Genomic DNA, 23,909 nt, shown 5'->3' with positions numbered 1-23,909 from the left:
TAGGATGCGGGCGTGAGCGAACGAACGACGCGCCGAAGCGAGGACCACCCCCACCGGGGCGAGGTCCGCGAGATCCCCACCGCCGCCAGCGCCACCAGGCTCGTCTACGCGCCCGAGCGCGACGGACTCGCCGACGCGGGCGAGATCGTGTGGACGTGGGTCCCCTACGAGGAGGACCCGGGGCGGGGCAAGGACCGCCCGCTGCTGGTGGTCGGCCGCCGGGGCGGGCGGCTGCACGGGCTGATGCTGTCCTCCCGGCGCCCCGACGCGTGGGAGCGCCAGGACTGGCTGCCCGTCGGCTCGGGCCCCTGGGACCGGGAACAGCGCGACTCCTACGTGCGGGTGGACCGGCTCTTCGAGTTCGACGAGGACGACATCCGCCGGGAGGCGGCCGTCATGGACGAGGAGCTGTTCTGGATGGTCGCCGACGTCCTGCGGGCCCGCTACGGGTGGAGCTGAGCGGCGGAGGGCGGTCGCCCGTCCGGGGGCCCGGGGACGGCCGGGTCTCCACCGGAAGGGCGGTCGGGCCCCGGGGCGCAGGACCGCCGCCGGGGCCCCGCGGCCCCCGTCGCCTCAGGAGAGGGCCAACAGGCGTACGGGGCCGCCGGAACCGCCCCGGATGTTGGCGACGCCGACGATCGCCATAGCGCCGCTCTCGGGAGCCCTCTCCAGGTGGGCGACCATCTCGACGGCGTACTTGTTCTCTCCGAGGAGGAACACGTGCGCCTCGGGGTTGGAGGCGGAGTCGGGCCCGTAGTCGAAGCTCGGGGTGTCCACGGCGATCCCGGCGATGTCCCGCGCGCTCAGCAGCCAGTCGATCGCCTCGATGTCGAACCCGGGGAAGTGGGCGACGCCGTCGCTGTCGCGGTTGAGCATCGCCTCCTCGCTCTGGAGTACCCGCGCGCTCCATCCGGAGTCCATGGCGACCAGGGCGCCCCGGGGGATGCGGCCGTGGCGCCTTTCCCACCGGCGCAGGTCCGCCACGGTGACCTGGGCGTCGTAGTGCCTCGCGGCGCGGTCGGCGATGCGGACGACGACGAGCGGACAGACCAGGTCGCGCGGGTCCACCTCGTGGGTGTGCAGTGCGTCAGCGCTGTCGTTGAAGTGCCACGGCGCGTCGAAGTGGGTCCCGGTGTGCTCGTCGATCTCCAGCTTGAGCGCGTTGAAGCCGTCCTCCTCGATCGAGGCGAACTGGAAGATGTTCGGGTCGAGGATGTAGGGCCGGTAGATCGGGAAGTCGTTGTGGAGGACGTGGGTGAGGTCGGTGACCGTCAGCCGCGACGGGCTGATCCCGGCGATGGTCTGGGCGTGGGCGGACTCCACCGGCCCTCCGAGGGCGCCGATCCCGGTGAGCACGGCGCCGACGGCCGCCGAACCGGTCAGCATGCGCCTGCGGCCCAGGTCCGCGCCGGCCGGGCGCGCGGGCGGCGCCGACCGCTCCGCCGTGATCGTGCCCCCCGGCGTTTCCGGGGCGTGCCCCGATGCGGTCATGAACGTCTTCCGGGCCTTGTGGATCACGTGGGGTCCGCACATCGCAGTGTTCCTCTTCCAGGTCTGCTGTCCGTTCGATCTGGAATGAGTATACGATCTCTTATGCAAAAGTGAAGCCTGTGCCCCATGCGATGTCTTGTTTTCAGGGCGGACGCGGACCGGCGGCCTCGCCGCGGAAGGTGACCGGGCGGACACGCGGTCGGGCCGGCGCGCAGGCTCGTGCCCGTGCCGGGAGGTGTCGTTCTCCGGCGGGGAGGCCGGAAGGGCCGGAGCGTTTGGGGTGTGTCCGGAGCCGGCACGGCGTTTTCCGCCGTTCCCCGAACCCGTTGTGTGTAACGGAGTGCGCCCCGTCCTCCGGACCGCCGCGCCCGCCCGGGGAACGGAGGGAATTGCTCCTCGACGTGACAGCCCGCGTCCCGCCGTATTTCGCGGGAGCCGCGCTCGCGCCGCGCCGGTGAATTCCCGCCCGGCCCTGTGCGGGGGCCGGGTGGCGGGAACGGGTTACGCGGAGCAGCGGCCCCGGGAGGCGGTGCGGACCACCATCGTCGGCGCCGAGCCGTCCGAGGACTGGTCCAGCAGCCGCCGGGAGAGGGTCACCTCGAAGGTCTCGGGGGCCTCCTCGATGACCTCCGCCAGGGCCAGGCAGCCCGACACCACGTGGTGCCGGATCCACTCGACGGTGTACAGGTCCGGCTCCGTCCCGGGGCGGAGCCGGACCCGCAGGCGCAGCCGCTCGTTCTCGGTGTGCGGACGGATCAGGACCACCTGGGCGGCTTCCACCGAGTCGAGTTGGAGGGCGAGCGACGCCAGGTCGGCGGGGGACACCAGACTGCTGAGCGGACCGTAGGGCGCGTCTATGCGGCTGTTGGTCCGCAGGGGCCGGCCGGGCAGCTCGCAGGTGCACGACGTCCACTCGGCCCCGGTGCCGGTGTCGTAGCGCAACAGGGGGACGACCGCCTTCCTGTGCGTGACGGTCACGAGCATGCGCCCGTTGACGACCTCGGTGTGCTGGTAGGGGAGCGGGTGGAAGGTGTCGATCGCGCAGTCGGGTCCGCTGTGCCCGATGATCCAGGTCTCCGCGGAGCCGAACAGCGCCCATGTGCGCAGGTGGGGGAAGTGCGTGCGGATCAGCGAGCGCGTCCCCGCGTCCATCGCCGGTCCACTCCAGAGCACCTTGCGCAGGAAGTCCAGGCGCCGTCCGGACGCGGCGCAGAAGCGCAGGACGCGCTGGACGGTGTCCAGGGTGGCGGCGAGGGCGCTCACCCCGTGCCGCTCGAAGAGGTCGAGGCACGGCTCGATCATCTGGTCCGTCGGGGCGTCGAGCGACAGGGTGGGGACGCCGGCCCGTGCGGCGAGCGCGTTGTGCAGGTCGTGCGACGCGCGCATGTGGAACGGGGTGCTCAGGCTCGCGACCAGGTCCCCCGGTGCGAAGGGCTGAAGGTGCGGGGCGATCTCGTCCACGTGGAGGTCGGAGGGGAGCGCGCCCAACCGGCTCGTGGACGTCGTTCCCCCCATGAGGTGGAGCGAGGCCCGGGAGAGTTCGGCCGGGGACTCCCGCATCATCGTGTCGACGGCCTCGCCGAGCTCCTCACGGGTGAGGGGAGGCAGGTCCACCAGGCGGGGCCTGCGCCCCAGCACGAGGTAACGGCCGTACTTGCGCCGCATGGACGGGATCCTCGCCAGGCGCTGTAACGCGTGGGCCAGGGAGAGCGGCCCCTCCACTTTTCCTCCGATATTCATCGTCATTCTCGTGCTCGCATCTCTGGGTGTCAGGGATTTCGTTCATCCCGCCGGGGCGGCTGCGGTGACGTTAATGAATGTGGAATTCCCGTTAATTCTTCTCGGGGAAATGCCTTCGTTGGCGGCATGGCAGGTTCGGGGCCGTTGGACAGTAAATCAGATTCCCCCACCGAGGAACATGGTGAAGATTTCCCCTGCTGGTAAGCGTGTGATCACCGCAGGTCATGTGTACTTGTTGGGAGACGCCTCGGAGCGTGTTCCCCCGGTGGCCGGATGCGGTCGAGTGACCTTGCTCACCGCTCCTGGCCGCCGTGCGGGGTGAAGGCGGAGGCCGCGGGAGGCGCCGGGACGCGGCCCGGCGTGCGCGGGGAGAGGGCCCGGTGCGACCGTGTCGCTTCGGCGGTCCCGCCGGTGGGCCCCGGTCCGCGCCGGAGCCCCGGCGGTGCCGAGTGCCGTCGGCACCGCCGGGGGCTCCGCGTGGAGGAGGCTCTCAGGCGCGGCTCGGCGCGGCCTGCCCGGCGGCCCCGGGCGCGTGTCGCCGACCGTCCGCCGCCCCCAGGTGCACGGCCAGTTCCACCCTCAGGCGGGCGTGGTCCCGCGCGTGCCCGTGGGCGGCGACGTAGCCGTCCGGTCGGACCAGGTGGTAGCCCGGTGCCGAGCACAGCCGGTGCTCCGAGGCCTGGTCGGCGCTCAGCGCCACCGTCCGTACCTGGGGCCGGTCGGCGACGAGCGCGGAGAACGGCTCCCCGTCGCGGGTGCGTCCCCGGCCGGGTGTGACGGCGAGCGTCCACCCGCGGACCCCCTGCCCGCTCCCGGCCTCCCCGTGCCCGGCGACGCCCAGGTCCACGGCGAGGGAGCGGGGGAGGGCGTGGCCGGTGCGGACGGCGCCCGCCAGCCGTCCGGTCACCCGGCACAGGGAGGGCCAGGTGGGCTCCTGGGTGAGGCGAGCGGGTGTGTAGCGGAACCGGTAACCCGCCATGACGGGCAGGTATCCGCGTTCCATGACCGGTTCCAGGACGCGGAAGGCCGCGTCCCGGCCCGCCGTCTGCACGGGGTGCTGGAGCATCCAACCGCGTGTTTGGATGTCGGTGTCGCGCACCACCTGCCGCGCCACGTCCTTGCGTTCGGGGCCGTAGGTGGAGAGCAGTTCCGGTCCTGCCTCGCCCCGTGTCACCGCGGCCAGCTTCCAGGCCAGGTTCTGCGCGTCCTGCATCCCGGTGTTGAGGCCCTGGCCCCCGGCCGGGCTGTGCACGTGCGCCGCGTCCCCGGCGAGGAAGACGCGGCCCCGCTGGAAGTCGTCGGCGTGCCGCCGGTGCACGCGGAACACGGACTCCCACACCGGGTCGACCAGCCGGACCCCTCCCGGGCCCTGCTCGTCCGTGATCCGCTGGAGCAGGTCCACCCCCGCCTTCTCCCCGGGCGGAAGGCTGGCGAAGAACCGGAAGACGCCGTCGGGCAGGGCGACGATCACCAGGGCGCCCCGGGGCGACTGGTAGTAGAGCGCCTCGTCGACGGGCAGCTCCCCCTCGATGTGGCAGTCCACGAGGGCGAACGCCGACTCGTAGGTGCTGCCGACGAAGCCGGTGCCGATCTGGGCGCGCACCGCGCTGCCCGCGCCGTCCGCGCCGATGAGGAAGGGCGCGTGGTAGCGCTCGACGGTCCCGTCGGAGTGTTCGAGGATCGCGGTCACCCCCTCGGTCGCGGTGATGTCGCCGGAGAAGTCCAGCCCGTCGAGGGCGAGCAGCCGCACCCCCCGTTCGATGCGCCCGCCGAGCGCGTGCAGCCGCTCGGTGAGCACGCGCTCGGTCTCGTTCTGGGGCAGGCACACCGGAGCCAGGTGCTCGGGGAACGTGAACGTGGCCAGCGGGTCGCCGGAGGAGTAGTAGCGGAACCTGCGGATGTCGATACCCGCCCGCCGGGTGGATTCCAGGGCGCCCAGGTCGTCCAGCAGGTCGAGGGTGCGCGGCCAGAGCAGCAGGGCCTTGGGGAAGGGGGAGGCGGACTCGGCGCGGTCGATGAGCCGTACACGTACTCCTCGTCTCAGGAGCTCGCACGCGGCGGTCAGGCCCACGGGCCCGGCACCGACCACGAGGACGTCGGAGGGGGTGCTGTGTGCGCGGGTGGAAGCGGTGTCGTCGCTGGTCAACTGCATTTCGGGGAGCTCCGATCGAACAGGTTGCGGCGGGTGTCCCGGGTCCGCCCACCGCGCGCGTGGCCAGTTCTATAAGATTGACGATGGACATAAGACACCTTATGCTCATCCACGAATGGATGGCTATAAGGAAGCGAATTAAGGGGTAGGGGAATGGCGATAGAAGCCACGGATCTGCAGGGCGCGCGGAGTGCTCCCGCCCCGTTGACCAGGGGACAGGCGGTGGCCACACTCGTCGCCGTCGCCCTGTCCAGCGTGATGCTGCCGCTCGCCGTCACCGCTCCGGCCGTGGCGCTCACCCAGCTCGCGGCCGACCTGAACGCCAGCGTCGGCGAGGCCCAGTGGGTCCAGAACGCCTACAACGTCACCTTCGCGGCGTTCATGCTCGCCGCCGGCGGACTCGCCGACCGCTTCGGCAGGCGCCGGGTCCTCGTCATCGGCCTCGTCGTCTTCACCGCGATGGCCACGGTGATCGGCCTCTCCTCCAACATCCTCGTCATCGACGTCGCCCGCGCGGTCCAGGGCATCGGCGCCGCGGGCATCATGACCAGCGGATCGGCGATCCTCGCCGACTCCTTCCGGGGAGCGGCCCGGGCCCGGGCCTTCGGCCTCCTGGGGACCTCCTTCGGCTTCGGACTGGCCATGGGGCCCTTCGTCGCCGGGCTGATGGTCAACTTCCTGGACTGGCGCATGGTGTTCCTGATGAACCTCGCGTTCGCCGCCGTCGTCCTGCTCCTGGTCCGCTCGATCCGTGAGTCGAGCGACCCCGGTTCCACCTCGGTGGACTGGGGCGGCGTCATGACCTTCAGCACCAGCCTGTTCCTGCTCTCCCTCGCCTTCGTCCAGGGCGCCGAGGCGGGTTGGCTCAGCCTGAGCGCGATCGGGTCGGCGGTCGGGTTCCTCGTCTTCCTCGCCGCCTTCGTCGTGGTGGAGTCACGGGTCCGGCGCCCGATGTTCGACCTCTCGCTGTTCAAGCGGCCCACGTTCGTCGTGGTCGTCTGCCAGCCCTTCACCATCACCTTCGGCTTCGTGGTCCTGCTCGTCTACCTGCCGCCCTTCTTCCAGGGCGTCGGCGGGTTCGGCGCCGCCGAGGCCGGGGCCCTGCTCCTGCCCCTGACCCTGCCGGTGCTCGCCCTGCCGATGCTGGCCGGGCAGCTCGCCGCCAGGCTCCCCCTGCGGGTCATGCTCGCCACCAGCTCCCTGCTCATCGCGGGCGGCTCCCTGTGGTTGATGACCCTCCAGCCGGGCCAGCACTGGACGGCGCTCGCCGCTCCCCTGGCCCTGTTCGGCACGGGGGTGGGAAGCGCCTTCGGCGTCATGGACAACGCGGCGCTCAGCTCCGTGGAGGTCGAGCGGGCCGGGATGGCCTCGGGCATCTTCAACACCATGCGCATCACCGGGGAGAGCGTGGCGATCGCCGGAGCCGGGTCCGTGCTGGCGACCCTGTCCCTGAACACGCTCGACCTCCCCTTCGCCGACCCCGAGCAGGAGCGGACCCTGGCGGGTGAGGCCACCCAGGGCCGACTGGAAACGGCGCTGGGCCAGTTCGCCGAGGCGGACCGCTCGACCGCGCTGGACGCCGTCTCGGCCAGCCTCACCTCCGCGATGCACACCACGTTCCTGGGGCTGGCGCTCCTCGCCCTGGCCGGCGCGGTGGTCACGTTCCTCGTCGTCAGGGAACGCGAGCTCCGCTAGGCGGGGTCCTCGCGGGCCCTCCGCCCCGGCTCCCCTCCACCGTCCACCACCGACAGCCCCTCCCGGACCCCGGACCCCGGACCCCGGCCTCCGACCCGCCGTACCGACGCACCGCGGGGAGACGCTCTCCGCCCGCGGCCCCCACATCAGGACCACAAGCCCGAGGAATGTGAGACAGACCATGCAGATGCCCGTGCACCACCTCCTCAACGGCGCCACCGACACCGTGACCGCAGGCACGGAGGGTCCGGCCCTGGACTACGAGCGGACCGTTGACCGCACCGTCGTCCACCGGGAGTCGTTGGCGGAGGTCTTCGTCACCGACACCCAGCCCCTCGGAGGGGACGCCCACGCGGCCGCCGCCCAGCTCCCCCGTTCACACGCCTACTACGGCGACCACCTGCTCCGCCCCCGCCGCCACGACCCCGTGCTGCTGCTCGAAGCATGCCGACAGGTGGGGCTGGCCATCGCGCACACCCACTACGGCGTCCCCTTCGACCACAAGTTCGTGCTCACCACCCTGGGCATCACCATCACGCGCCCCGAGCTGATGACGGTGGGGACGGCTCCGTGCGCCCTCCGCATGCTCTGCTCCGTCGGGGACAAGAGGGTCAAGGAAGGACGCGTCGTCGGCTACGACGCCAGGTTCCGGCTCTTCGTCGACGGCACGGAGGTCGGCAACGCCGTCGTCGGCCTGCGGTTCAAGTCCCCGGCGAGCTACGAGGCGCTGCGCCTGCGCAACCGCTCCGGCGAGCCGGTCCCCTCCACGGAGACCTTCGACTTCACCGTCGGCGGGGAGCTCCCCGCCCCCTACCTCGTCGGCCGGTCGAACGGCGACAACGTGGTCCTGACCGGGCTCACGGGGGCCGGGGACACCGTGTCGGCCTCCCTGCGCGTGCTGCCCCAGCACCCGAGCCTGTTCGACCACGCCCAGGACCACCTGCCGGGCATGGTCCTGATCGAGGCCGGGCGCCAACTGGCCCTGAACACGCTCCTGGAGGTCCGGGGCACCTCGCCGGCCAAGGCCTACCCCACCGAGATCACCGCCACCTTCACCAGCTTCGGAGAACTGGAGCCCCGGACCGAGTTGCGGGCCGTCACCGCTCCGGCGGGGGCGGAGGGGCCCGAGGAGGAGGGCGTCTACTACACGCAGGGCGGAATCGTGGAGTTCCTCGCGCCCACCGGCTGCCCCGAACCCGCCCCGACCTCCGTCGAGGTGGACGTGCTCCAGAGGGGCGCGTCGATCTGCCGGATCGAGGTCGGCCTGGTCCGCCTCCCCGCGTGAAGCGGACCGTACCGACCCCTACGACAGGAGAAGCCATGACCCTCGCGAACGGAGCGCACACCCCGGGGACCCGGGGGCGCGGCATCGCGTTCTTCGACGTGGACGAGACGCTCATCGGACCGAAGAGCATGTTCTCGTTCCTGGAGTTCCACCTCGGGAACGGCTCCAGGCCGCCCGGCTCCTACGAACGGGCCGTGGCCCACCTCAGGGCGGCGGCGGCCCGGGGCGTGCCCCGCCAGGACGTCAACCGCCTCTACTACCGCATCATGGCGGGCGAGTCCGTCGAGGGGCTGCGCGCCGAGGGGCGGGCGTGGTTCTCCGAGGCCGCGCGCGTGCCGGGCTTCTGGCACACGCCGGTGCTGGAGCGCCTGCGCCGCCACCGGGCCGAGGGCGACCTGGTCGTCCTGCTCTCGGGCTCCTTCTTCGCCTGCCTGGACCCGATCGCGGAGGAGGCCGGAGCCCACTGGGCACTGGGCACACGGCCGGTCGTCCGCGGCGGGCACCTGACCGGTGAGGTCCTCGTCCCCATGATCGGCGCGACGAAGGAGACCGCCGCCAGGGCGGCCGCGGCGGTGAGAGGCGTACCCCTGTCCTCGTGCACCGCCTACGGAGACCACTCCAGCGACCTCGCCCTGCTGTCGGCCGTGGGAGTCCCGGTCGCCGTCGGCGAGGACGCGACGCTCACCGCGCACGCCGAGGCCAACGGATGGGAACGCGTCCGCTCCGGCCGCCCGGGCCCCGGCGCGGCGGAGGGAGCCCCGCGCCTCCCGTCGGTGAACGCGTGACGCCGGGTCGGGAGCGCCTCCGCGCGGTGCGGCGGCGCTCCCGGGCCCTCCCCTCCCCGCAGCCCAGCAAGAAGGAGACAGCACGATGACCATCGCCATCCTCGGTACGGGCTCGTACCTGCCGGACGAAGTGGTCGGCAACGAGCCGATCGCCCGCACCGCCGGTGTCACAGACGAGTGGATCCGCCGCAAGACGGGGATCCGCGAGCGCCGACGCGCCGCCCCCGACCAGGCCACCTCCGACCTCGCCGCGGCGGCCGGCCGACGGGCCCTGGCACAGGCGGGCGTGTCCGCGGACCGCCTGGCCTACGTCATCGTCGCCACGTCCACCCCGGACCACCCCCAGCCCGCGACGGCCAGCATCACCCAGCACCTGCTCGGCGCGCGGTCCGCGGCGGCGTTCGACGTCAACGCCGTGTGCAGCGGCTTCGTCTACGCCCTCTCCGTGGCCGAGCACCTGCTGCGGCCGCACGGGGAGGCCTACGCGCTGGTCATCGGCGCGGACATCTACTCCCGGATCCTCGACTACGGCGACCGCAGGACGGCGGTCCTATTCGGTGACGGCGCGGGCGCGGTCCTGCTGGGGCCCGCGCACGACCGCGGCGGCGTCGTGGGGACGCAGCTGCTCACCGACGGGGACCACCACCACCTGATCAGGGTTCCGGCCGGGGGCTCGCGCCTGCCCGCCTCCGCGGAGACCCTGGGACAGGGCGGGCACTTCTTCACGATGGAGGGCCGCGGCGTGCGCGAGTACGTCACCCGGCGGCTGCCCGAGGCGGTCCACCGGATGCTCGACGGCCTGGGCGTGGACCGGGAGGAGATCCGCCACTTCGTGCCCCACCAGGCCAACGGCGCCATGCTCGAGGACGTCTGGCCGTCGCTGGGCCTGGACAACGCCCACCTCCACCTGACCGTGCAGACCCATGGCAACACGGGTTCGGGATCGGTGCCCGTCGCCCTGGACACGGTGCACCGCGCCGGGCTGCTCGAACGGGACGACCTCGTCCTGCTCGCGGGGTTCGGCGGCGGCATGAGCGTCGGGCTGGCCCTCGTGCGGTGGAGTCCCGTGGCCGCGAGGGCGGCCTCCGTGGTCCGTTCGGTCCGCTCCGCGGGGACGACTCCGGTCCACGTTCCCGCGTGACCCCTCCCGGCCCGGGAGGCGGGGCGGGGCGTGTCCGGTCCCCGGGGCCGTGCACGCTCCATCCCGGGACGTGCGTGAACGGTCGGCGCCCCGACCGTGGGGGCGCGGCCTCTTCCGGAAGCCTTTCCCGGGACGCCTGTCCGGGTGCCTTTCAGGACGCCTGGGGGAGCGCCCCTGCGAGCGCCTCTCCGGGAGGGCGCGGGAGGCGGGCGCCCACGGAGCGGCGGGGCGGGGCCCCGTCCGGCTCCCCGCGCGGTGACGCCGGGGCGCCCGCCCGGACCGGGGTCACTCCTCGCCCAGGTCCGCCAGTTCGGTGCGGGTCTCCGCGGAGACCTCCGCGCACCGGCTGAGGAAGCGGACGAACTCACCCTCCTCCTCGCTGCTGAACGCCTCGCTCAGCCGCATCTCCACCCGGATCGCGGCCTCGTCCGCCTTGGCGAGCAGGTCCTGTCCGCTGGGGGAGAGCCTCGTCTCCAGGATGTGGGAGTGCAACGGGTGGGGCTTGCGCTCGATCAGTTCGCGCCTGCTCAGGGTCGCGAGGACCGAGGACATCGTCTGGGGGGTCACCAGGCACCTGCGGGCCAGGATCGCACCTGAGGCCCCGGGCTCCTCCGAGAGCACGAGCAGGACCGTGTACTGGGGGACCGAGAGGTTGAACTGCCTCAGAACAGCGTGCTTCGCGGAGATCAGCTCCTGCTCGGCGCGCTTCAGGTGATGACCGATCCGCTGGTCCATGGGAAGCTGGGTCATCTGGGAATCGTATCTCAGAGCGCCTGTCCCTCCGTGCTCGTCGGCCGGTCGTCAGGCCGGCGCCGGGAGCCGTCCGCTCCACCCCGGCTCGGGGGAGGGTCAGTACCGCGCGCCCGCGGTGGCGTCGGCGATGGTGTCGAGTTCGGCGAGGTCCTCCGGGGAGAGGACCAGGTCCGCGCCGCCCACGTTCTCCTCCAGGCGTTCGCGCCTCTTGGTTCCCGGGATGGGGACGACGGGCAGGCCCCAGCGCTCGGCCTGGGCGTGGACCCACGCCAGGGCGACCTGGCCCGGGGTCGTGCCGTGCGCCTCGGCCACCCGCCGCACGATGGCGAGCAGATCCTGGTTGCGCACGGCGTTCTCGCCGGAGAAGCGCGGCTTGCCGCGGCGGAAGTCGTCGGCGGACAGCTCCTCCACCGGAGGGAGGGCCCCGGTGAGGAAGCCGCGCCCCAGCGGGGAGTAAGGGACGAAGCCCACGCCGAGCCGCGCGCACTCGCCCACCACGGACTCCTCCACGTCGCGGCTCCACAGCGACCACTCCGTCTGCACGGCGGCGATCGGGTGCACGGCGTGGGCGGCGCGCAGTTCGTCGGCGCTCACCTCGGACAGCCCCAGGTGGCGCACCTTGCCCTGGGCGACCAGCTCGGCCATGGCCCCGACCGTCTCCTCGACGGGGACCGAGGTGTCGCGCCGGTGCATGTAGTAGAGGTCGATCGTCTCGACGCCCAGGCGGGAGAGGCTGGCGTCGCAGGCCGCGTGGACGTACTCCGCGTCCCCGCGGTGGCTGCGGGCGCCGGTCCCGCGGTCGCGGACGATCCCGAACTTGGTGGCGAGGACGACCTCCTCCCGCCGTTCCCGGACGACCTTGCCCACCAGCTCCTCGTTGGCCCCGTGCCCGTACATGTCCGCGGTGTCGAGGAAGCCGACGCCCAGGTCCAGGGCGTGGTGCAGGGTCGCGAGGGAGTCGGCCTCGTCTCCCGGGCCGTAGAACTCGCTCATCCCCATGCAGCCCAGCCCCTGGGCGGACACGGTGGGGCCGTCGGTGGTCAGCGGAACAGTCCGCATGCGCACTCCTGTGCTCGGTGGTCGTGCTCGACGCGACTCAGGGAGGTGCTACCCGGGGGTGTGACCTGGGCGCCGCATACGGCGCGTGCGACCCGCCCTCCTGAACCTATGCCGAGAAGGTACCATAAGAACCCTGACCCTGACTCGATATCGATTGGATTCGGAGGCGTCCCCCCTCGCGCACCAGGAACTCGGGGGCCGACCCGTCCGGGAGTTCCCGCAGCATGTGCCGGGAGACGATGACCTCGAAGGACTCCGGAGCCTCCTCCGTCACCTCGGACAGCCCCAGCGACTCGGACAGCACGTGCTGCCGGATCCACTCGCCGGTGTAGAGCTCGGACCTGGTCTCCGGGCGCAGCCGGACCCGCAGGTGGAGCCGTTCGTCCTCGGTGTGGGGATCGACCAGGACGACCTGGGCCGCCTCCACCGAGTCGAGCCGCAGGGCCAGCGGCACGAGGTCGAGGGGGGAGACCACGCGGCTGAGCGGCCCCATCGGGGCGTCTATGCGGCTGTGGGTGCGCACCGCGGGACCGGGCAGGCCGCAGGGGCAGGCCGTCCATTCGGCCGCGACCCCGGTCTCGTAGCGCAGCAGCGGGACGACCGCCTTCTCGTGTGTGACGGTCACCAGCATGCGCCCGTCGACGATCTCCGTGTACTGGTGGGGGAGCGGGTGGAGGGTGTCGTTGGCGCAGTCCGGGCCGCTGTGCCCGATGATCCAGGTCTCCGCCGAGCCGAAGAGCGCCCATGTGCGCAGGTGGGGAAAGTGTGTCCGGATCAGCGCTCGGGTGGCGGCGTCCATGGCCGGACCGCTCCACAGCACCTTGCGCAGGAACCCGAGGTCCCGGCCGGACGCGGCGCAGTAACGGAGCAGGCTCCGGAAGGTGTCGAGGGTGGTGCCCAGGGCGTTGACCCCGTGGCGCTCGAACAGGTCGAGGTAGGCGTCGATCATCTGGTCGGTCGGCGCGTCCATGGAGAGTGTGGGCACTCCGGCCCTGGCGGCGAGTCCGTTGTGCAGCTCCTGGCAGGCCCGCATGTGGAACGGGGTGCCGAGGGTGGTGAACAGGTCGCCCTGTTCGAAGGGGCGCACGTGCGGCGCGATCTCGTCCAGGTACAGGTCCGCCGGGACCGCCCCCAGGCGCATGGTCGACCGGGTGCCCCCCATGACGTTCAGGGAGGCGCGGGTCAGGGCGGACGGGTCGGTGCGCACCAGGGTGTCGATCGCCCGGCCCAGTTCGTCCCTGTCGAGCGTGGGGAGGTCGGACAGCTCCGGCGCGGAGGCCCCGGAGACGTGGCGGAGGTACTTCTCCCGCAGCACCGGAATCCTGGACAGCCGGGCCAGTGCCCCTGCCGTGGACGGAGCCCCGCCGAGGCTCGTTCGCGGACCGAAATTCGTTGTCATTCTCGCACTCGCGTTCCTGGTGTACTCAAATGCGGCCGATCACGGTAGTTCGTACTGCTGCATAGCCATGAATCCGAAGTGACCAGAAGTTCCCTGGACTTCGTCGTCCAGTCGTCGGCGGGGCGGGCCGCAGCTGCCTTCGGAATGCGTCCATTCGAGAGAATGCGACGATATCCGAGGCGCTCTCCGGGGCCGTGTGACCGCGTCGACACCTTTCGTTATCGTCCGTCGTCGGGGGCGTTCCCCTGAGACGGGCCCTTGTCTCCCGCGTTATATGACCTTCCTCACGTGCGGCCCGTGGGACGTCACGCCCGGTGACCGGTCCGGGTTGGGGTACCAGCGTCCGTCCGGTGGACGCCGAGGTGGCGGGCCGGACCGGACGGCCCGGCCGTGCGCGCCCGACTCCGCCCTGTGGACAACCTCCGTCCGGCGGGGCCGCGCTATACGCTGAAAGCGTTCACCCCGGCGCATGCCCCTGAGACCCTTCGACGCCGCAGGGCGGGTACGCCGGGATGGCCTCCCAACCAAGAGAGAGCACCATGAGTGACATCGAGCGCGAGGTCCACGCGGTAGCCGGGCGGGCCAGGGACGCGGCGGCCGACCTCGCCCCGCTCAGCCGGGCGGTCAAGGACGCCGCGCTGCTGGCGATCGCCGACGCCCTGGTCAAGCGGTCCGACGAGATCACCGCGGCCAACGCCGAGGACGTGGCGCGGGCCCGCGAGGACGGCACCAGCCCGGCCATGGTCGACCGGCTCACCCTCACCCCGCAGCGGATCGAGGCCATCGCCGAGGCCGTCCGCGAGATCGTCGAGCTCCCCGATCCGGTGGGCGAGTCCGTGCGCGGATCCGTGCTGCCCAACGGCCTGGACCTGCGCCAGATCCGGGTGCCGCTCGGTGTCATCGGCATCATCTACGAGGGCCGCCCCAACGTCACCGTGGACGCCGCCGCCCTGTGCCTCAAGAGCGGCAACGCCGCCCTGCTGCGCGGCTCCTCCTCGGCCTACTCCTCCAACACCGCCATCGTCGGGGTCCTGCGGGACGCCCTGGAGGGCACCGGGGTCCCGGTGGACGCCGTCCAGATGGTGCCCGGTCGCACCCGCGAGTCCTCCACCGCGCTCATGCGGGCGCGCGGCCTGGTGGACGTGCTCATCCCGCGCGGCGGGGGCTCCCTCATCCAGGCCGTGGTGCGCGACTCCACCGTGCCGGTCATCGAGACCGGCGAGGGCCTGTGCCACGTCTACGTGGACGCCGACGCCGACCTCGACAAGGCCGTGGCCATCACCACCAACGCCAAGGCGCAGCGCTGCTCGGTGTGCAACTCCGCCGAGACCCTGCTGGTGCACGAGGCCGTGGCCGAGGAGTTCCTGCCACGCGTGCTGCGGGCCCTCGGCGAGAGCGGCGTGACCGTGCACGGCGACCCCCGGGTGCTGGAGGCCGCCGCCGCCCACCCGACCGGGGCCCGGGTGGTCGAGGCCACGGAGGAGGACTGGGCGACCGAGTACCTGTCCATGGACCTGGCCGTGCGGGTGGTGCCCACCATCGACGAGGCGCTGGCCCACATCCGCAGGTACTCCACCCAGCACACCGAGGCCATCGTCACCGACTCGCTGAAGGCCTCCCGGTACTTCGTCTCCCGGGTGGACTCCGCGGCGGTCATGGTCAACGCCTCCACCAGGTTCACCGACGGCGGCGAGTTCGGCTTCGGCGCGGAGATCGGCATCTCCACCCAGAAGCTGCACGCCAGAGGCCCGATGGGGCTGACCGAGATGACCTCCACCAAGTACGTGGTCACCGGGGACGGCCACCTCAAGTAGCCGCGCGCGCCGGGGCCGCCCTCGGGGCGGCGGCCCCGGGCCGCAAAGGACCGCACGCCACGGGGCCGGCCTGACGCGTGTGTCCGTTGTGCGACCGAGAGTCACTTCCGGGGTTCGGGGGGCCGTTGGCATCTGGAGCGTTTTCCCGCTGGAAACCTGGACAGAAGCGAATCTTCGTCTAGCACGTATTCCCAAAGGGACGGCTGGTCGGTAATTTCACTGTGGTGTCTCACGGCGCGCCTCCGCATCGCTCGGAGTGTCGCCCCCCCACGGTCACAACGAAAGGAATCCCCCGAATGAAGCTCCGGAGCAAGGTCGCTGCCATCGCCACGACCGCCCTGACCGTCGGTGGTGTCACGCTGATGGCCTCCCCCGCCCAGGCTGACCTGGTCACCCTCTGCTCGGGCCACGGCGGTGCCATCACCCTGCCCACGGACCTCGCGGTCCCCGCCGGCAAGAGCTGCTTCCTGGACGGCACGGTCATCCAGGGCGACGTCACCGTGCGCCAGGGTGCCAACCTGCACATCATCGGCGGTGAGATCGAGGGGAAGGTGACCGTCCAGCAGGACGCCTACTTCGACTCCCAGGAGACCTCCGTCGGCGACCGCGTGGTCAACCGCGGCTCCTACGGCACCTACCTGGAGAACAGCTCCACGGGTGCCGCCCTGCGCGCCGTCCCGGTCGACGGCGGCAACACCGACGGCTTCGCCTACGTGGTGGACTCCTCCGTCCACAGCATCAACGCCGAGGTCGGCGCCGTCTACGTCTCCGGCTCGCGCATCGGCGGCGCCGTCAAGGCCGACGGTGTCGAGTACGCCGACATCTACGACTCCGTGGTGCGCGGCGCCCTGACCGTCAACAACCCCGCCAGCGGCGGCATCCTCTGCGACAGCGAGGTGATCGGCGCGGCCACCTACAGCGGCGGCACGGGTCCGGTCGCGGTCGGCGCCGGGGAGCAGGAGGGCTTCTGCTCCTCCGTCAACTACGTCGACGGCGACCTGAGCGTCACCGGCGTCAGCGGCGGCGTCTACATCGACAACAACATCGTCGGCGGTGACCTGTCCACCTCCGCCAACAGCCCGACCGCCCAGATCGGTGAGAACAACCGCGTCCGCGGCGACATCCTCACCGAGGAGATCGCCCTGCGCAGCTTCTCCGCCGCCGTGGTCGAGGAGTTCGAGGCGCACGAGGACGACCTGGTCGAGGAGGTCGAGGAGGCCCGCTCCACGACCATCGACGAGGCCATGGCCGCCGGTCCCGCCTTCTAGGACCCGCTCTCCGGTCACGCCAGGACGCCCGACAGCGCCGACGGCCCCGCCGTCGGCGCTGCCGTGTGCCAGGGGCCCCGCGACCCCGCCGGAGCGCATCGTGGGGACGCGCGGTGGGGGAGGTGGGGAGAGGGCTGTTACCGTCCGCGGGAGGCCATCCCGACGACGAGGAGCGACGCGTGCCCACCACCGTGTCCTACGGAGAGCACCCCAGCCAGATCGCGCACCTGTGGGAACCGGAGGGCGGCGCGCCCGCGCCCGTCGCCGCCCTGCTGCACGGCGGCTGGTGGCGGGACGGGCTCGACGCCGGGCTCATGGATCCGCTGGCCCGCGACCTGGCCGCCGCCGGGTGGGCGGTGTGGAACGTGGAGTACCGCCGCACCGGCGACGACGGGGGCGGCTGGCCGCAGACGCTCGACGACGTCGACCGCGCCCTGGCGGCCCTCGCCGAGACCGCGGCCGGCGAGCCCGGCCGCTACGACCTGTCCCGCACGGTGTCCGTCGGCCACTCGGCGGGCGGGCACCTGGCCCTGCTCAACGCGCTCCACCCCCGCACGCCCGTGCGCGCCGTGGTCGCCCTCGCGCCGGTCACCGACCCCGAGCGCTGCGCACGGGAGGGACTGGGCGAGGGAGCGGTGGAGCCGTTCCTGGGCCCCGCCCCCTCCGCGCGGGTGTACGCCGCCAGCTCGCCGCTGCTGCGCGTGCCGCTGGGGGTGCCCCAACTCGTCGTACACGGGGACGCCGACCAGCGCGTCCCGGTCGACCACAGCCGCGTCTACGTGGCCGCCGCGCGCGCCGCGGGGGACACCGTGGACCACCACGAGCCGGTCGGAGCCGACCACTTCGCGGTCATCGACCCCGCCCACCCCGCCTGGCGGGGGGTGCGCGCCTACCTCGCCGACCTGCGCTGAGCCGGACACGCCCGAAGACGCGGTCGCACCTCGCGACGTAGGAGCCCCCGGCTCAGCGGAGCCGCGCGCCGGGGAGCGCACCCGCCGGTCACGCCGGAGGGGCGGCCCGCGTACGGGGGCCGCCCCTCCGGGCCGGGAACCCGGCACCATCTCCCGCCCGGGCGGCGTCGGCTTCGCGGGTGCCGCCCCCCGCGGCCGGGCGCCCGTTTCCCACGCGCGTCGGGAACCGGTGCCGGTTCCGGTGTCGGGGGGAGAGCCCGGTCAGGAAGAGGTTCCCGAGCCCTGGTTGGTGCGGGAGGAGCCGTTGCGCCACCGGTCGGCGACGGTGTCGAAGATCTTGCCGCCCGCGCTGGCCGCGCTGCCCGCGACGTCGCGCAGGGTGCCCAGCAGCGGGTCGCCCGTGCGCTCCCAGGACTGCTTGTAGGAGTCGGCGGCCTTGCGGGCCTCCTCGCCCACCCGGGCGTCGCGGTCGGTGGAGCGGCGCGGGTAGTCGCCGTTGACGATGCTCTGGTAGGAACCGTCCTCGATCCACCGGTGCAGCTCGGCCAGGCGCACCACCGCGAACGGGTGCGTCTGTCCGACCAGGCTGACCAGCTTGATGAGGCTGTCGCGGGCGTCGCCGCCGGACTCGTACTCGCGGGCCTGCTCAAGGAAGGCGTCGGGGTTCATCTCCACGAGCTTGGAGCCGCCCGCCAGCTTCATCAGGGCGCGCTTGCCCGCCTCGGGGTTCTGGCTGGCGAGGATCCCGGCGCGGTCGCAGGACAGCTCGGACTTGCGGTACCACTCCTCCAGCGCGGCCACGATGGCCTGGATGCCGATGAAGCCCAGCGGCACCCACGCCACGCGGGTGGCCAGCCGGATCAGGGCCAGCAGCATGGTGCGGTAGACGGCGTGGCCGCTGAGGATGTGGCCGACCTCGTGGCCGATGACGAAGCGCTGCTCCTCGGCGTCCAGCAGGTCGAACAGGCCCGTGGTCATCACGATGAACGGGCGGTTGCTGCCGATCGCCATGGCGTTCGGCTTCGGGTTCATCTGGATGTAGAGCTCGGGGACCTCGTCCATGTCCAGGACGTAGGCGGCGTCGCGCACGTAGTCGTACACGTGAGGGAACTGGGTGGGACCGACCCGGACGGCACTGGACAGGAACATCAGTCGCAGGGCGCGCTCGTTGAACAGCCCCGACAGGCGTTTGAACACCTCGTCGAACCCGCGCAGCGAGCGCAGCGCCACCAGGGCGCCACGGTCTGCGGGGTGTTCGTAGGCGCGGGGCGAGATCTCGGAGAGCCGGACGCGGACGCGGTCTGGTGTGTTGGCCATATCGGCATGCTATGCGCCGTGATCGCGCTTGGCCACGGTTTCCGGCTTCGAGATATGACGCGATTTTCGGGCGCCGTCGACGCGCCCGGGGGAAGGAACCCGACACGGCGTTCGTTGTCCCGGTGCGAGGACCGAAAAGGGAGGAAGGGGACAGCGGTGGTGCCCTCCGTCGGCTAATCTCGGTTGGCCGATCCCGGCAACGGCAACGTCCACGGCGAAACGGAGCGCACAGTGGCGCACGCAGCTTCCGACGCATCCCGCAACGGGGACTCCCCCGCGCCCCGGGGAGGAACCGGCCCGACCAAGGTCGGCATCATGGGCGGCACCTTCGACCCCATCCACCACGGCCACCTCGTGGCGGCCAGTGAGGTCGCGCACCTCTTCGGGCTCGACGAGGTGGTGTTCGTCCCCACCGGCCAGCCCTGGCAGAAGGACCTGGCCAAGGTGACGCCCTCCGAGGACCGCTACCTGATGACGGTCATCGCCACCGCCGAGAACCCCCAGTTCCGGGTGGACCGCGTCGAGATCGACCGTTCGGGGCCCACCTACACCCTCGACACGCTCCGCGAGATGCGCGCCAAGTACGGCCCCCACGTGGAGCTGTACTTCATCACCGGGGCGGACGCGCTGGGCGCCATCCTGAGCTGGCACAACGTCGACGAACTCTTCGAGCTCGCGCATTTCGTAGGCTGTAACCGGCCCGGTCACCACCTCAGTGACACCGGACTGCCCGAGGGCAAGGTCTCCCTGGTGGAGGTCCCCGCGCTGGCCATCTCCTCGACCGAGTGCCGGGAACGCGTCCGCAAGGGCGAACCCATCTGGTACCTGGTGCCCGACGGCATCGTCCGCTACATCAACAAGACCGGGCTCTACCTAGAGAGCTGAAAGGCAGCAAGCACAACGTGACAGCCACCGACAGGGCACTGGAGCTGGTCAGGGTCGCGGCGGAAGCCGCCTCCGACAAGCTCGCCCAGGAGATCATCGCCTACGACGTCAGCGAGCAGCTGGTCATCACCGAGGCCTTCGTTCTGTGTTCGGCCCCCAACGACCGGCAGGTCCGCGCGATCGTCGACGAGGTCGAGGACCAGCTCCGCCTCCAGGCCGGGGCCAAGCCGGTCCGGCGCGAGGGCGAGCGTGACGGCCGCTGGGTCCTGCTGGACTACGCCGACATCGTCGTGCACATCCAGCACGAGGAGGAGCGCGGCTACTACGGCCTCGAACGGCTGTGGAAGGACTGCCCCGAGATCGACCTCCCCGAGGGCGCGCGCGGCGCCCAGCGCACGCCGCTGGACGAGTTCTGACCCCGACCCCACTGCGAGTGGAGAGGCACACCACGTGAGCGACACCCCTCGTGTGCTGTTCTGGCGGCACGGACGCACGTCCTGGAACGTGGAGAACCGCTTCCAGGGGCAGACCGACATCGCACTCGATCCGGTCGGCCACGCCCAGGCCAGGCGGGCGGGGGAGCTGCTCGCCTCGTTGAACCCCGACGTCATCGTCGCCTCCGACCTGACCAGGGCCGCCGACACCGCCGGATACCTCTCCCGGGCCTCCGGGGTGCCCGTGGAGTTCGACGAGGGGCTGCGCGAGCGCTTCGGCGGCTCATGGGAGGGGATGACCGGGGCGGAACTCTCCGCGCGCTGGCCGGTCGAGCACGCCCGGATGGACATCCCCGACGGCGAACTCATCGCCGAGGTCGGCGACCGGATGCGCGCCGCCGTCGAACGCGGACTGGGCAAGACCCCGACCGGGGGGCTGCTCGTCGTGGTCAGCCACGGCGCCGCCCTCAGAGTGGGGATCGCCCGGCTGCTGGGGATCCCCGACGAACAGCGCGAGATCCTGGGACCCATCAGCAACTGCTGCTGGTCGGTGCTCCAGGAACGCCGGGGGCAGTGGCGGCTGATGGAGCACAACGCGGCCAGCCTCCCCGAGCCGGTCGTGCTCAGCGACGACGCCTGAACCGTTTCGACGTTCGGGCCGGATTCCGCTATGGTTCAGGGAGTCGGCAGGACCCCACAGGTCCGATCGACTCCCTTGAGGGGCTATGGCGCAGTTGGTAGCGCGCCTCCATGGCATGGAGGAGGTCTGGGGTTCGAATCCCCATAGCTCCACGGACTCAGGACGACCCTGCTCGGCGGCCTTCGGCCGCCTCGCCGGGTCGTCCTTCGTGCTTTCCGGGGGGAGACCCCCCGAACCCCCCGAGGTACCCCCCTGTGGTCGGGGTTGCGGGAATCGGCGGGGCGGGTGGGGTGCTCTCCCACAACGTGGGGCTTCGCCTCTGGGCCCCTGGGGTTGAGGCCGCGTTGATCGGCCGGGTGGGGCGTGTTTCCTCGCAACGCGGGCTTCGCCCGGAGGTGCCCCCTGTGGTCGGGTTCGCGGGGGTCGGTGGGGTGTTCTCCCGTGACGTGGGGCTTCGCCCCGGGAGCACGCCGGTCAGCGGCGCAGCCACACCGCCGCGTTTCCCGGGAGCCGCCCGTCCAGCTCCGCGCTGGCCACCAGCACCCGGCCCGGCGGCAGCTCCACCGCCTCCTCGCCCGTGTTGACCAGCACCAGCACGTCCCCACCCCGCCAGTAGGCCAGCACCGGCCCCCGGTTCAGCGTGTCGTCCCAGCTCAGAGTCTCGTCCGAGGAGAACTCCCGGCGGTGTGCCAGAGCCCGGCGGTACAGGGAGAGCACGGACCCGGGGTCGTCGTTCTGGGCCCGCACCGACCACCGGCCCCACCCTCGGGGCTGGGGCAGCCACGGGGTGTCCCCGCCGAACCCGTACGACGCTCCTTCCCGTGTCCACGGCAGCGGCACCCGGCACCCGTCCCGCCCCTTGTCGGTGTGCCCGCTGCGCACCCACCGCGGGTCCTCCAGCGCCCGCGCGGGCAGGTCCGCCACCTCCGGCAGCCCCAGCTCCTCGCCCTGGTACACGTACGCCGACCCCGGCAGCGACAGCTCCAGCAGTGCCAGCGCCCGTGCCCGCCGCGTGCCCAGCTCCAGGTCCGGCTCCGGGTCGCGCCCGTCGGAGAGCAGCCACGCCTTCTGGTCGGTGCCCGGGGGCAGCCCCAGCACCGACACCGGCCGCACCACGTCGTGGTTGCCGATCACCCACGTGGGCACCGTGCCGACCTGCCCGGCGTCGGCGATCGAGGAGTCGATCACGCCGCGGTAGGCGTCGGCGTCCCACGAGGTCCTCAGGAAGTCGAAGTTGAACGCCTGGTCCAGCTCGTCCGGGCGCGTGTACAGCACCCGCCGCTCACCGGGCAGCCACACCTCGCCCACCGTGGCCCGGGGCGGGTCGAACTCCGCCAGCACCCGCCGCCAGTCCCGGTACACCTCGTGCACCTCGGGCCGGTCCAGGAACGGGTGGTCCGGGTTGGCCGCGATGTCCTCGAACCGGCCGCCCTCCACCAGCACCAGGTCGCGCAACGGCTCCCGCAGGTCCTTGACCAGCGCGTACGCCACGTCGATCCGGAACCCGTCCACCCCGCGCCCGCTCCAGAACCGCAGGATGCCGCGGAACTCCTCGCGCACCCGCGGGTCGTCCCAGTTCAGGTCCGGCTGCTCGGGCGCGAACATGTGCAGGTACCACTGCCCGTCCGCCACGCGGGTCCACGCCGGACCGCCGAACGTCGAACGCCAGTTGGTCGGCGGCAGCTCGCCGTCCGAGCCCCGCCCGTCGCGGAAGACGTACAGCTCCCGCTCGGGCGACCCGGGGCCGGCCTCCAGCGCCTCCCGGAACCACGGGTGCTCCTCGGAGGTGTGGTTGGGCACGATGTCGACCATCACCCGCAGACCCAGCGCGTGCGCGGCGGCCACCATCGCGTCGAAGTCCTCCAGGGTGCCCAGGCGCGGGTCCACGTCCCGGAAGTCGGCCACGTCGTACCCGCCGTCCGCCCACGGCGAGGTGTAGAACGGCGACAGCCAGATCCCGTCCGCGCCCAGGTCGGCGACGTGGCCCAGGCGCGCGGTGATCCCCGCGATGTCGCCGGTCCCGTCCCCGTCGGCGTCGGCGAAGCTGCGCGGGTAGACCTGGTACAGGACCGCGTCGCGCCACCACTGCTGCATGCTGGTTCCTCCGGATCGGTCAGGAGAACAGGCCGCGCGTGCTCCGGGGCGCGGCGGTGGACTGCCTCAGGATGAGCTGGGTGGGCATCTCCACCTGGAGGCGCGTGGCCGTCCCGCCGAGGATGCCCACGGTGAGCCGACCCGCGGTCAGCCCGGTGTCGTAGGGGGCCTGGTCGACGGTGGTCAGGTCCATCACCGCCGCGGTGTCGTGGTTGTCGAAGCCCATGAGGGAGATCGACTCCGGCACGCGCACGCCCGAGCGGCGCAGCGTGCGGTACGCGCCCAGAGCGAGGTCGTCGAACTCGGCCAGCACGGCCGTGGGCGGGTCGTGGTCCGACAAGAGCTCGCCCATGGCCAGCTCACCGCCCGTGTGCCCGGTGGCCTTGGCCACGCTCCGCGGCGTCAGCCCCGCCTCCGCCATGGCCGCTCCGTACCCCTCCAGCCGGTGCCGCGAGCTGGCGCTGGACCAGGCCTCGGACCGTGAGGCGATGTAGGCCACGCGCGTGTGCCCCAGGTTGAGCAGGTGCCGGGTGGCCCCCGCGGCGCCTGCCCGGTCGTCGATGTACACGCTGGCCCGATCGGGTGCCCTCTGCCCGACCAGCACCACGGGCACGCCCACGTCATCGAGCCGGTGGCACTCCTCCTCGGACAGGTCCATGGACACGGTGACCACGGCGTCGGTGTTGCGCCGCAGCGGCAGCGCCCGCGTCCAGCCCTCCCTGGCCCGCGTCTCGCCGACCTGGTAGACGAGCATGTCCAGGTCCGCCTCGCGAAGAGCGTCGCTGACCCCCGCCAGGACCATCCCGAAGAACCACGGCTGGAGGAAGGGCACGACCACCGCGACCCGCCCGGTGCGGCCGGTGACCAGGCCCGAGGCGTTGCGCGAGACCACGTAGGCCAGCTCGTCCGCGGCCCGCTGGACGCGCTGGCGCACCTCCGGGGCGACCCCGGGGCCCCGCGCAGCACACGGGAGACCGTCGAGAGGGAGACCCCCGCTCGATGGGCGACGTCCCGCATGCTCGCGGGTTGGCTGGCCATGCCGTCCA

At 72.2% G+C, this 23,909-nt stretch carries 19 protein-coding genes, 1 tRNA gene and 1 pseudogene; 12 read left to right on the top strand and 9 right to left on the bottom strand.

Features of this window, described 5'->3' with window-relative positions:
- Positions 1–12: 12 nt before the first annotated feature.
- Positions 13–459, top strand: coding sequence for a type II toxin-antitoxin system PemK/MazF family toxin (locus NDAS_RS16710; RefSeq protein WP_013154387.1), 447 nt, complete (start codon positions 13–15; stop codon positions 457–459).
- 114 nt (positions 460–573) lie between these two features.
- Here the strand turns inward: NDAS_RS16710 and NDAS_RS16705 are convergent, their stop codons facing one another.
- The 3 genes from NDAS_RS16705 to NDAS_RS16695 form a co-directional block, all read right to left on the bottom strand.
- Complete coding sequence (locus NDAS_RS16705) at positions 574–1,533, bottom strand: cyclase family protein (RefSeq protein WP_013154386.1); 960 nt, start codon at positions 1,531–1,533, stop codon at positions 574–576.
- Positions 1,534–1,992: 459 nt separating this feature from the next.
- Positions 1,993–3,237 carry an AMP-dependent synthetase gene (locus tag NDAS_RS16700; RefSeq protein WP_232051688.1) on the bottom strand — a complete coding sequence of 415 codons (1,245 nt, stop codon included), beginning with the start codon at positions 3,235–3,237 and terminating at the stop codon, positions 1,993–1,995.
- Positions 3,238–3,721: 484 nt separating this feature from the next.
- Complete coding sequence (locus NDAS_RS16695) at positions 3,722–5,383, bottom strand: FAD-dependent monooxygenase (protein WP_013154384.1); 1,662 nt, start codon at positions 5,381–5,383, stop codon at positions 3,722–3,724.
- A gap of 222 nt (positions 5,384–5,605) precedes the next feature.
- On the opposite strand from NDAS_RS16695, the gene NDAS_RS16690 reads away from it, so the two are divergent.
- The 4 genes from NDAS_RS16690 (at position 5,606) to NDAS_RS16675 (ending at position 10,289) form a co-directional block, all read left to right on the top strand.
- A complete protein-coding gene (locus NDAS_RS16690) occupies positions 5,606–7,078 on the top strand; it encodes an MFS transporter (protein WP_117199100.1) in 1,473 nt (490 codons plus the stop codon).
- Between the two features lie 169 nt (positions 7,079–7,247).
- Positions 7,248–8,363, top strand: coding sequence for a ScbA/BarX family gamma-butyrolactone biosynthesis protein (locus tag NDAS_RS16685; RefSeq protein WP_232051687.1), 1,116 nt, complete (start codon positions 7,248–7,250; stop codon positions 8,361–8,363).
- 35 nt (positions 8,364–8,398) lie between these two features.
- On the top strand, positions 8,399–9,148 hold the full coding sequence (locus NDAS_RS16680; RefSeq protein ID WP_013154381.1) for an HAD family hydrolase: 750 nt from the start codon (positions 8,399–8,401) through the stop codon (positions 9,146–9,148).
- Between the two features lie 85 nt (positions 9,149–9,233).
- The gene (locus NDAS_RS16675; protein WP_013154380.1) at positions 9,234–10,289 is read left to right on the top strand and encodes a 3-oxoacyl-ACP synthase III family protein; all 1,056 of its coding nucleotides are present in this window, start codon (positions 9,234–9,236) and stop codon (positions 10,287–10,289) included.
- A gap of 285 nt (positions 10,290–10,574) precedes the next feature.
- Here NDAS_RS16675 and NDAS_RS29585 read toward each other — a convergent pair whose 3' ends face one another.
- The 3 genes from NDAS_RS29585 to NDAS_RS16660 form a co-directional block, all read right to left on the bottom strand.
- Positions 10,575–11,039, bottom strand: a complete 465-nt coding sequence (locus NDAS_RS29585; protein WP_013154379.1) for a MarR family winged helix-turn-helix transcriptional regulator — start codon at positions 11,037–11,039, stop codon at positions 10,575–10,577.
- 99 nt (positions 11,040–11,138) lie between these two features.
- A complete protein-coding gene (locus NDAS_RS16665; protein WP_013154378.1) occupies positions 11,139–12,101 on the bottom strand; it encodes an aldo/keto reductase in 963 nt (320 codons plus the stop codon).
- 106 nt (positions 12,102–12,207) lie between these two features.
- The gene (locus NDAS_RS16660) at positions 12,208–13,500 is read right to left on the bottom strand and encodes a phenylacetate--CoA ligase family protein (RefSeq protein ID WP_232051686.1); all 1,293 of its coding nucleotides are present in this window, start codon (positions 13,498–13,500) and stop codon (positions 12,208–12,210) included.
- A 539-nt stretch (positions 13,501–14,039) separates the two neighbouring features.
- On the opposite strand from NDAS_RS16660, the gene NDAS_RS16655 reads away from it, so the two are divergent.
- The 3 genes from NDAS_RS16655 to NDAS_RS16645 all read left to right on the top strand — a co-directional run bounded on the left by NDAS_RS16655 (position 14,040) and on the right by NDAS_RS16645 (position 17,493).
- On the top strand, positions 14,040–15,314 hold the full coding sequence (locus NDAS_RS16655) for a glutamate-5-semialdehyde dehydrogenase (protein ID WP_013154376.1): 1,275 nt from the start codon (positions 14,040–14,042) through the stop codon (positions 15,312–15,314).
- Positions 15,315–15,610: 296 nt separating this feature from the next.
- Positions 15,611–16,582, top strand: a complete 972-nt coding sequence (locus NDAS_RS16650; protein ID WP_013154375.1) for a hypothetical protein — start codon at positions 15,611–15,613, stop codon at positions 16,580–16,582.
- A gap of 179 nt (positions 16,583–16,761) precedes the next feature.
- Positions 16,762–17,493, top strand: a complete 732-nt coding sequence (locus tag NDAS_RS16645) for an alpha/beta hydrolase family protein (RefSeq protein WP_013154374.1) — start codon at positions 16,762–16,764, stop codon at positions 17,491–17,493.
- A gap of 261 nt (positions 17,494–17,754) precedes the next feature.
- Here the strand turns inward: NDAS_RS16645 and NDAS_RS16640 are convergent, their stop codons facing one another.
- A complete protein-coding gene (locus NDAS_RS16640; protein ID WP_013154373.1) occupies positions 17,755–18,810 on the bottom strand; it encodes a M48 family metallopeptidase in 1,056 nt (351 codons plus the stop codon).
- A gap of 231 nt (positions 18,811–19,041) precedes the next feature.
- Here NDAS_RS16640 and nadD point away from each other — a divergent pair, with 231 nt between their 5' ends.
- The 4 genes from nadD (at position 19,042) to NDAS_RS16620 (ending at position 20,921) form a co-directional block, all read left to right on the top strand.
- Positions 19,042–19,695 carry a nicotinate-nucleotide adenylyltransferase gene (gene nadD / locus NDAS_RS16635; protein ID WP_013154372.1) on the top strand — a complete coding sequence of 218 codons (654 nt, stop codon included), beginning with the start codon at positions 19,042–19,044 and terminating at the stop codon, positions 19,693–19,695.
- A 17-nt stretch (positions 19,696–19,712) separates the two neighbouring features.
- Positions 19,713–20,111, top strand: coding sequence for a ribosome silencing factor (gene rsfS, locus NDAS_RS16630; protein ID WP_013154371.1), 399 nt, complete (start codon positions 19,713–19,715; stop codon positions 20,109–20,111).
- Between the two features lie 34 nt (positions 20,112–20,145).
- Positions 20,146–20,769 carry a histidine phosphatase family protein gene (locus NDAS_RS16625; RefSeq protein ID WP_013154370.1) on the top strand — a complete coding sequence of 208 codons (624 nt, stop codon included), beginning with the start codon at positions 20,146–20,148 and terminating at the stop codon, positions 20,767–20,769.
- Positions 20,770–20,848: 79 nt separating this feature from the next.
- A tRNA-Ala gene (locus NDAS_RS16620) sits at positions 20,849–20,921 on the top strand.
- Positions 20,922–21,243: 322 nt separating this feature from the next.
- Here NDAS_RS16620 and NDAS_RS16615 read toward each other — a convergent pair.
- Complete coding sequence (locus NDAS_RS16615) at positions 21,244–22,863, bottom strand: glycoside hydrolase family 13 protein (RefSeq protein ID WP_013154369.1); 1,620 nt, start codon at positions 22,861–22,863, stop codon at positions 21,244–21,246.
- A gap of 19 nt (positions 22,864–22,882) precedes the next feature.
- Positions 22,883–23,901 (bottom strand): annotated as a pseudogene (locus NDAS_RS16610) (LacI family DNA-binding transcriptional regulator).
- Between the last annotated feature and the right edge of the window lie 8 nt (positions 23,902–23,909).

It is taken from the genome of Nocardiopsis dassonvillei subsp. dassonvillei DSM 43111, from assembly GCF_000092985.1.
GTDB lineage: Bacteria > Actinomycetota > Actinomycetes > Streptosporangiales > Streptosporangiaceae > Nocardiopsis > Nocardiopsis dassonvillei.
The sequence above is the reverse complement of the archived record's forward strand: the minus strand, read 5'-3'. Positions and strand labels throughout refer to the sequence as shown.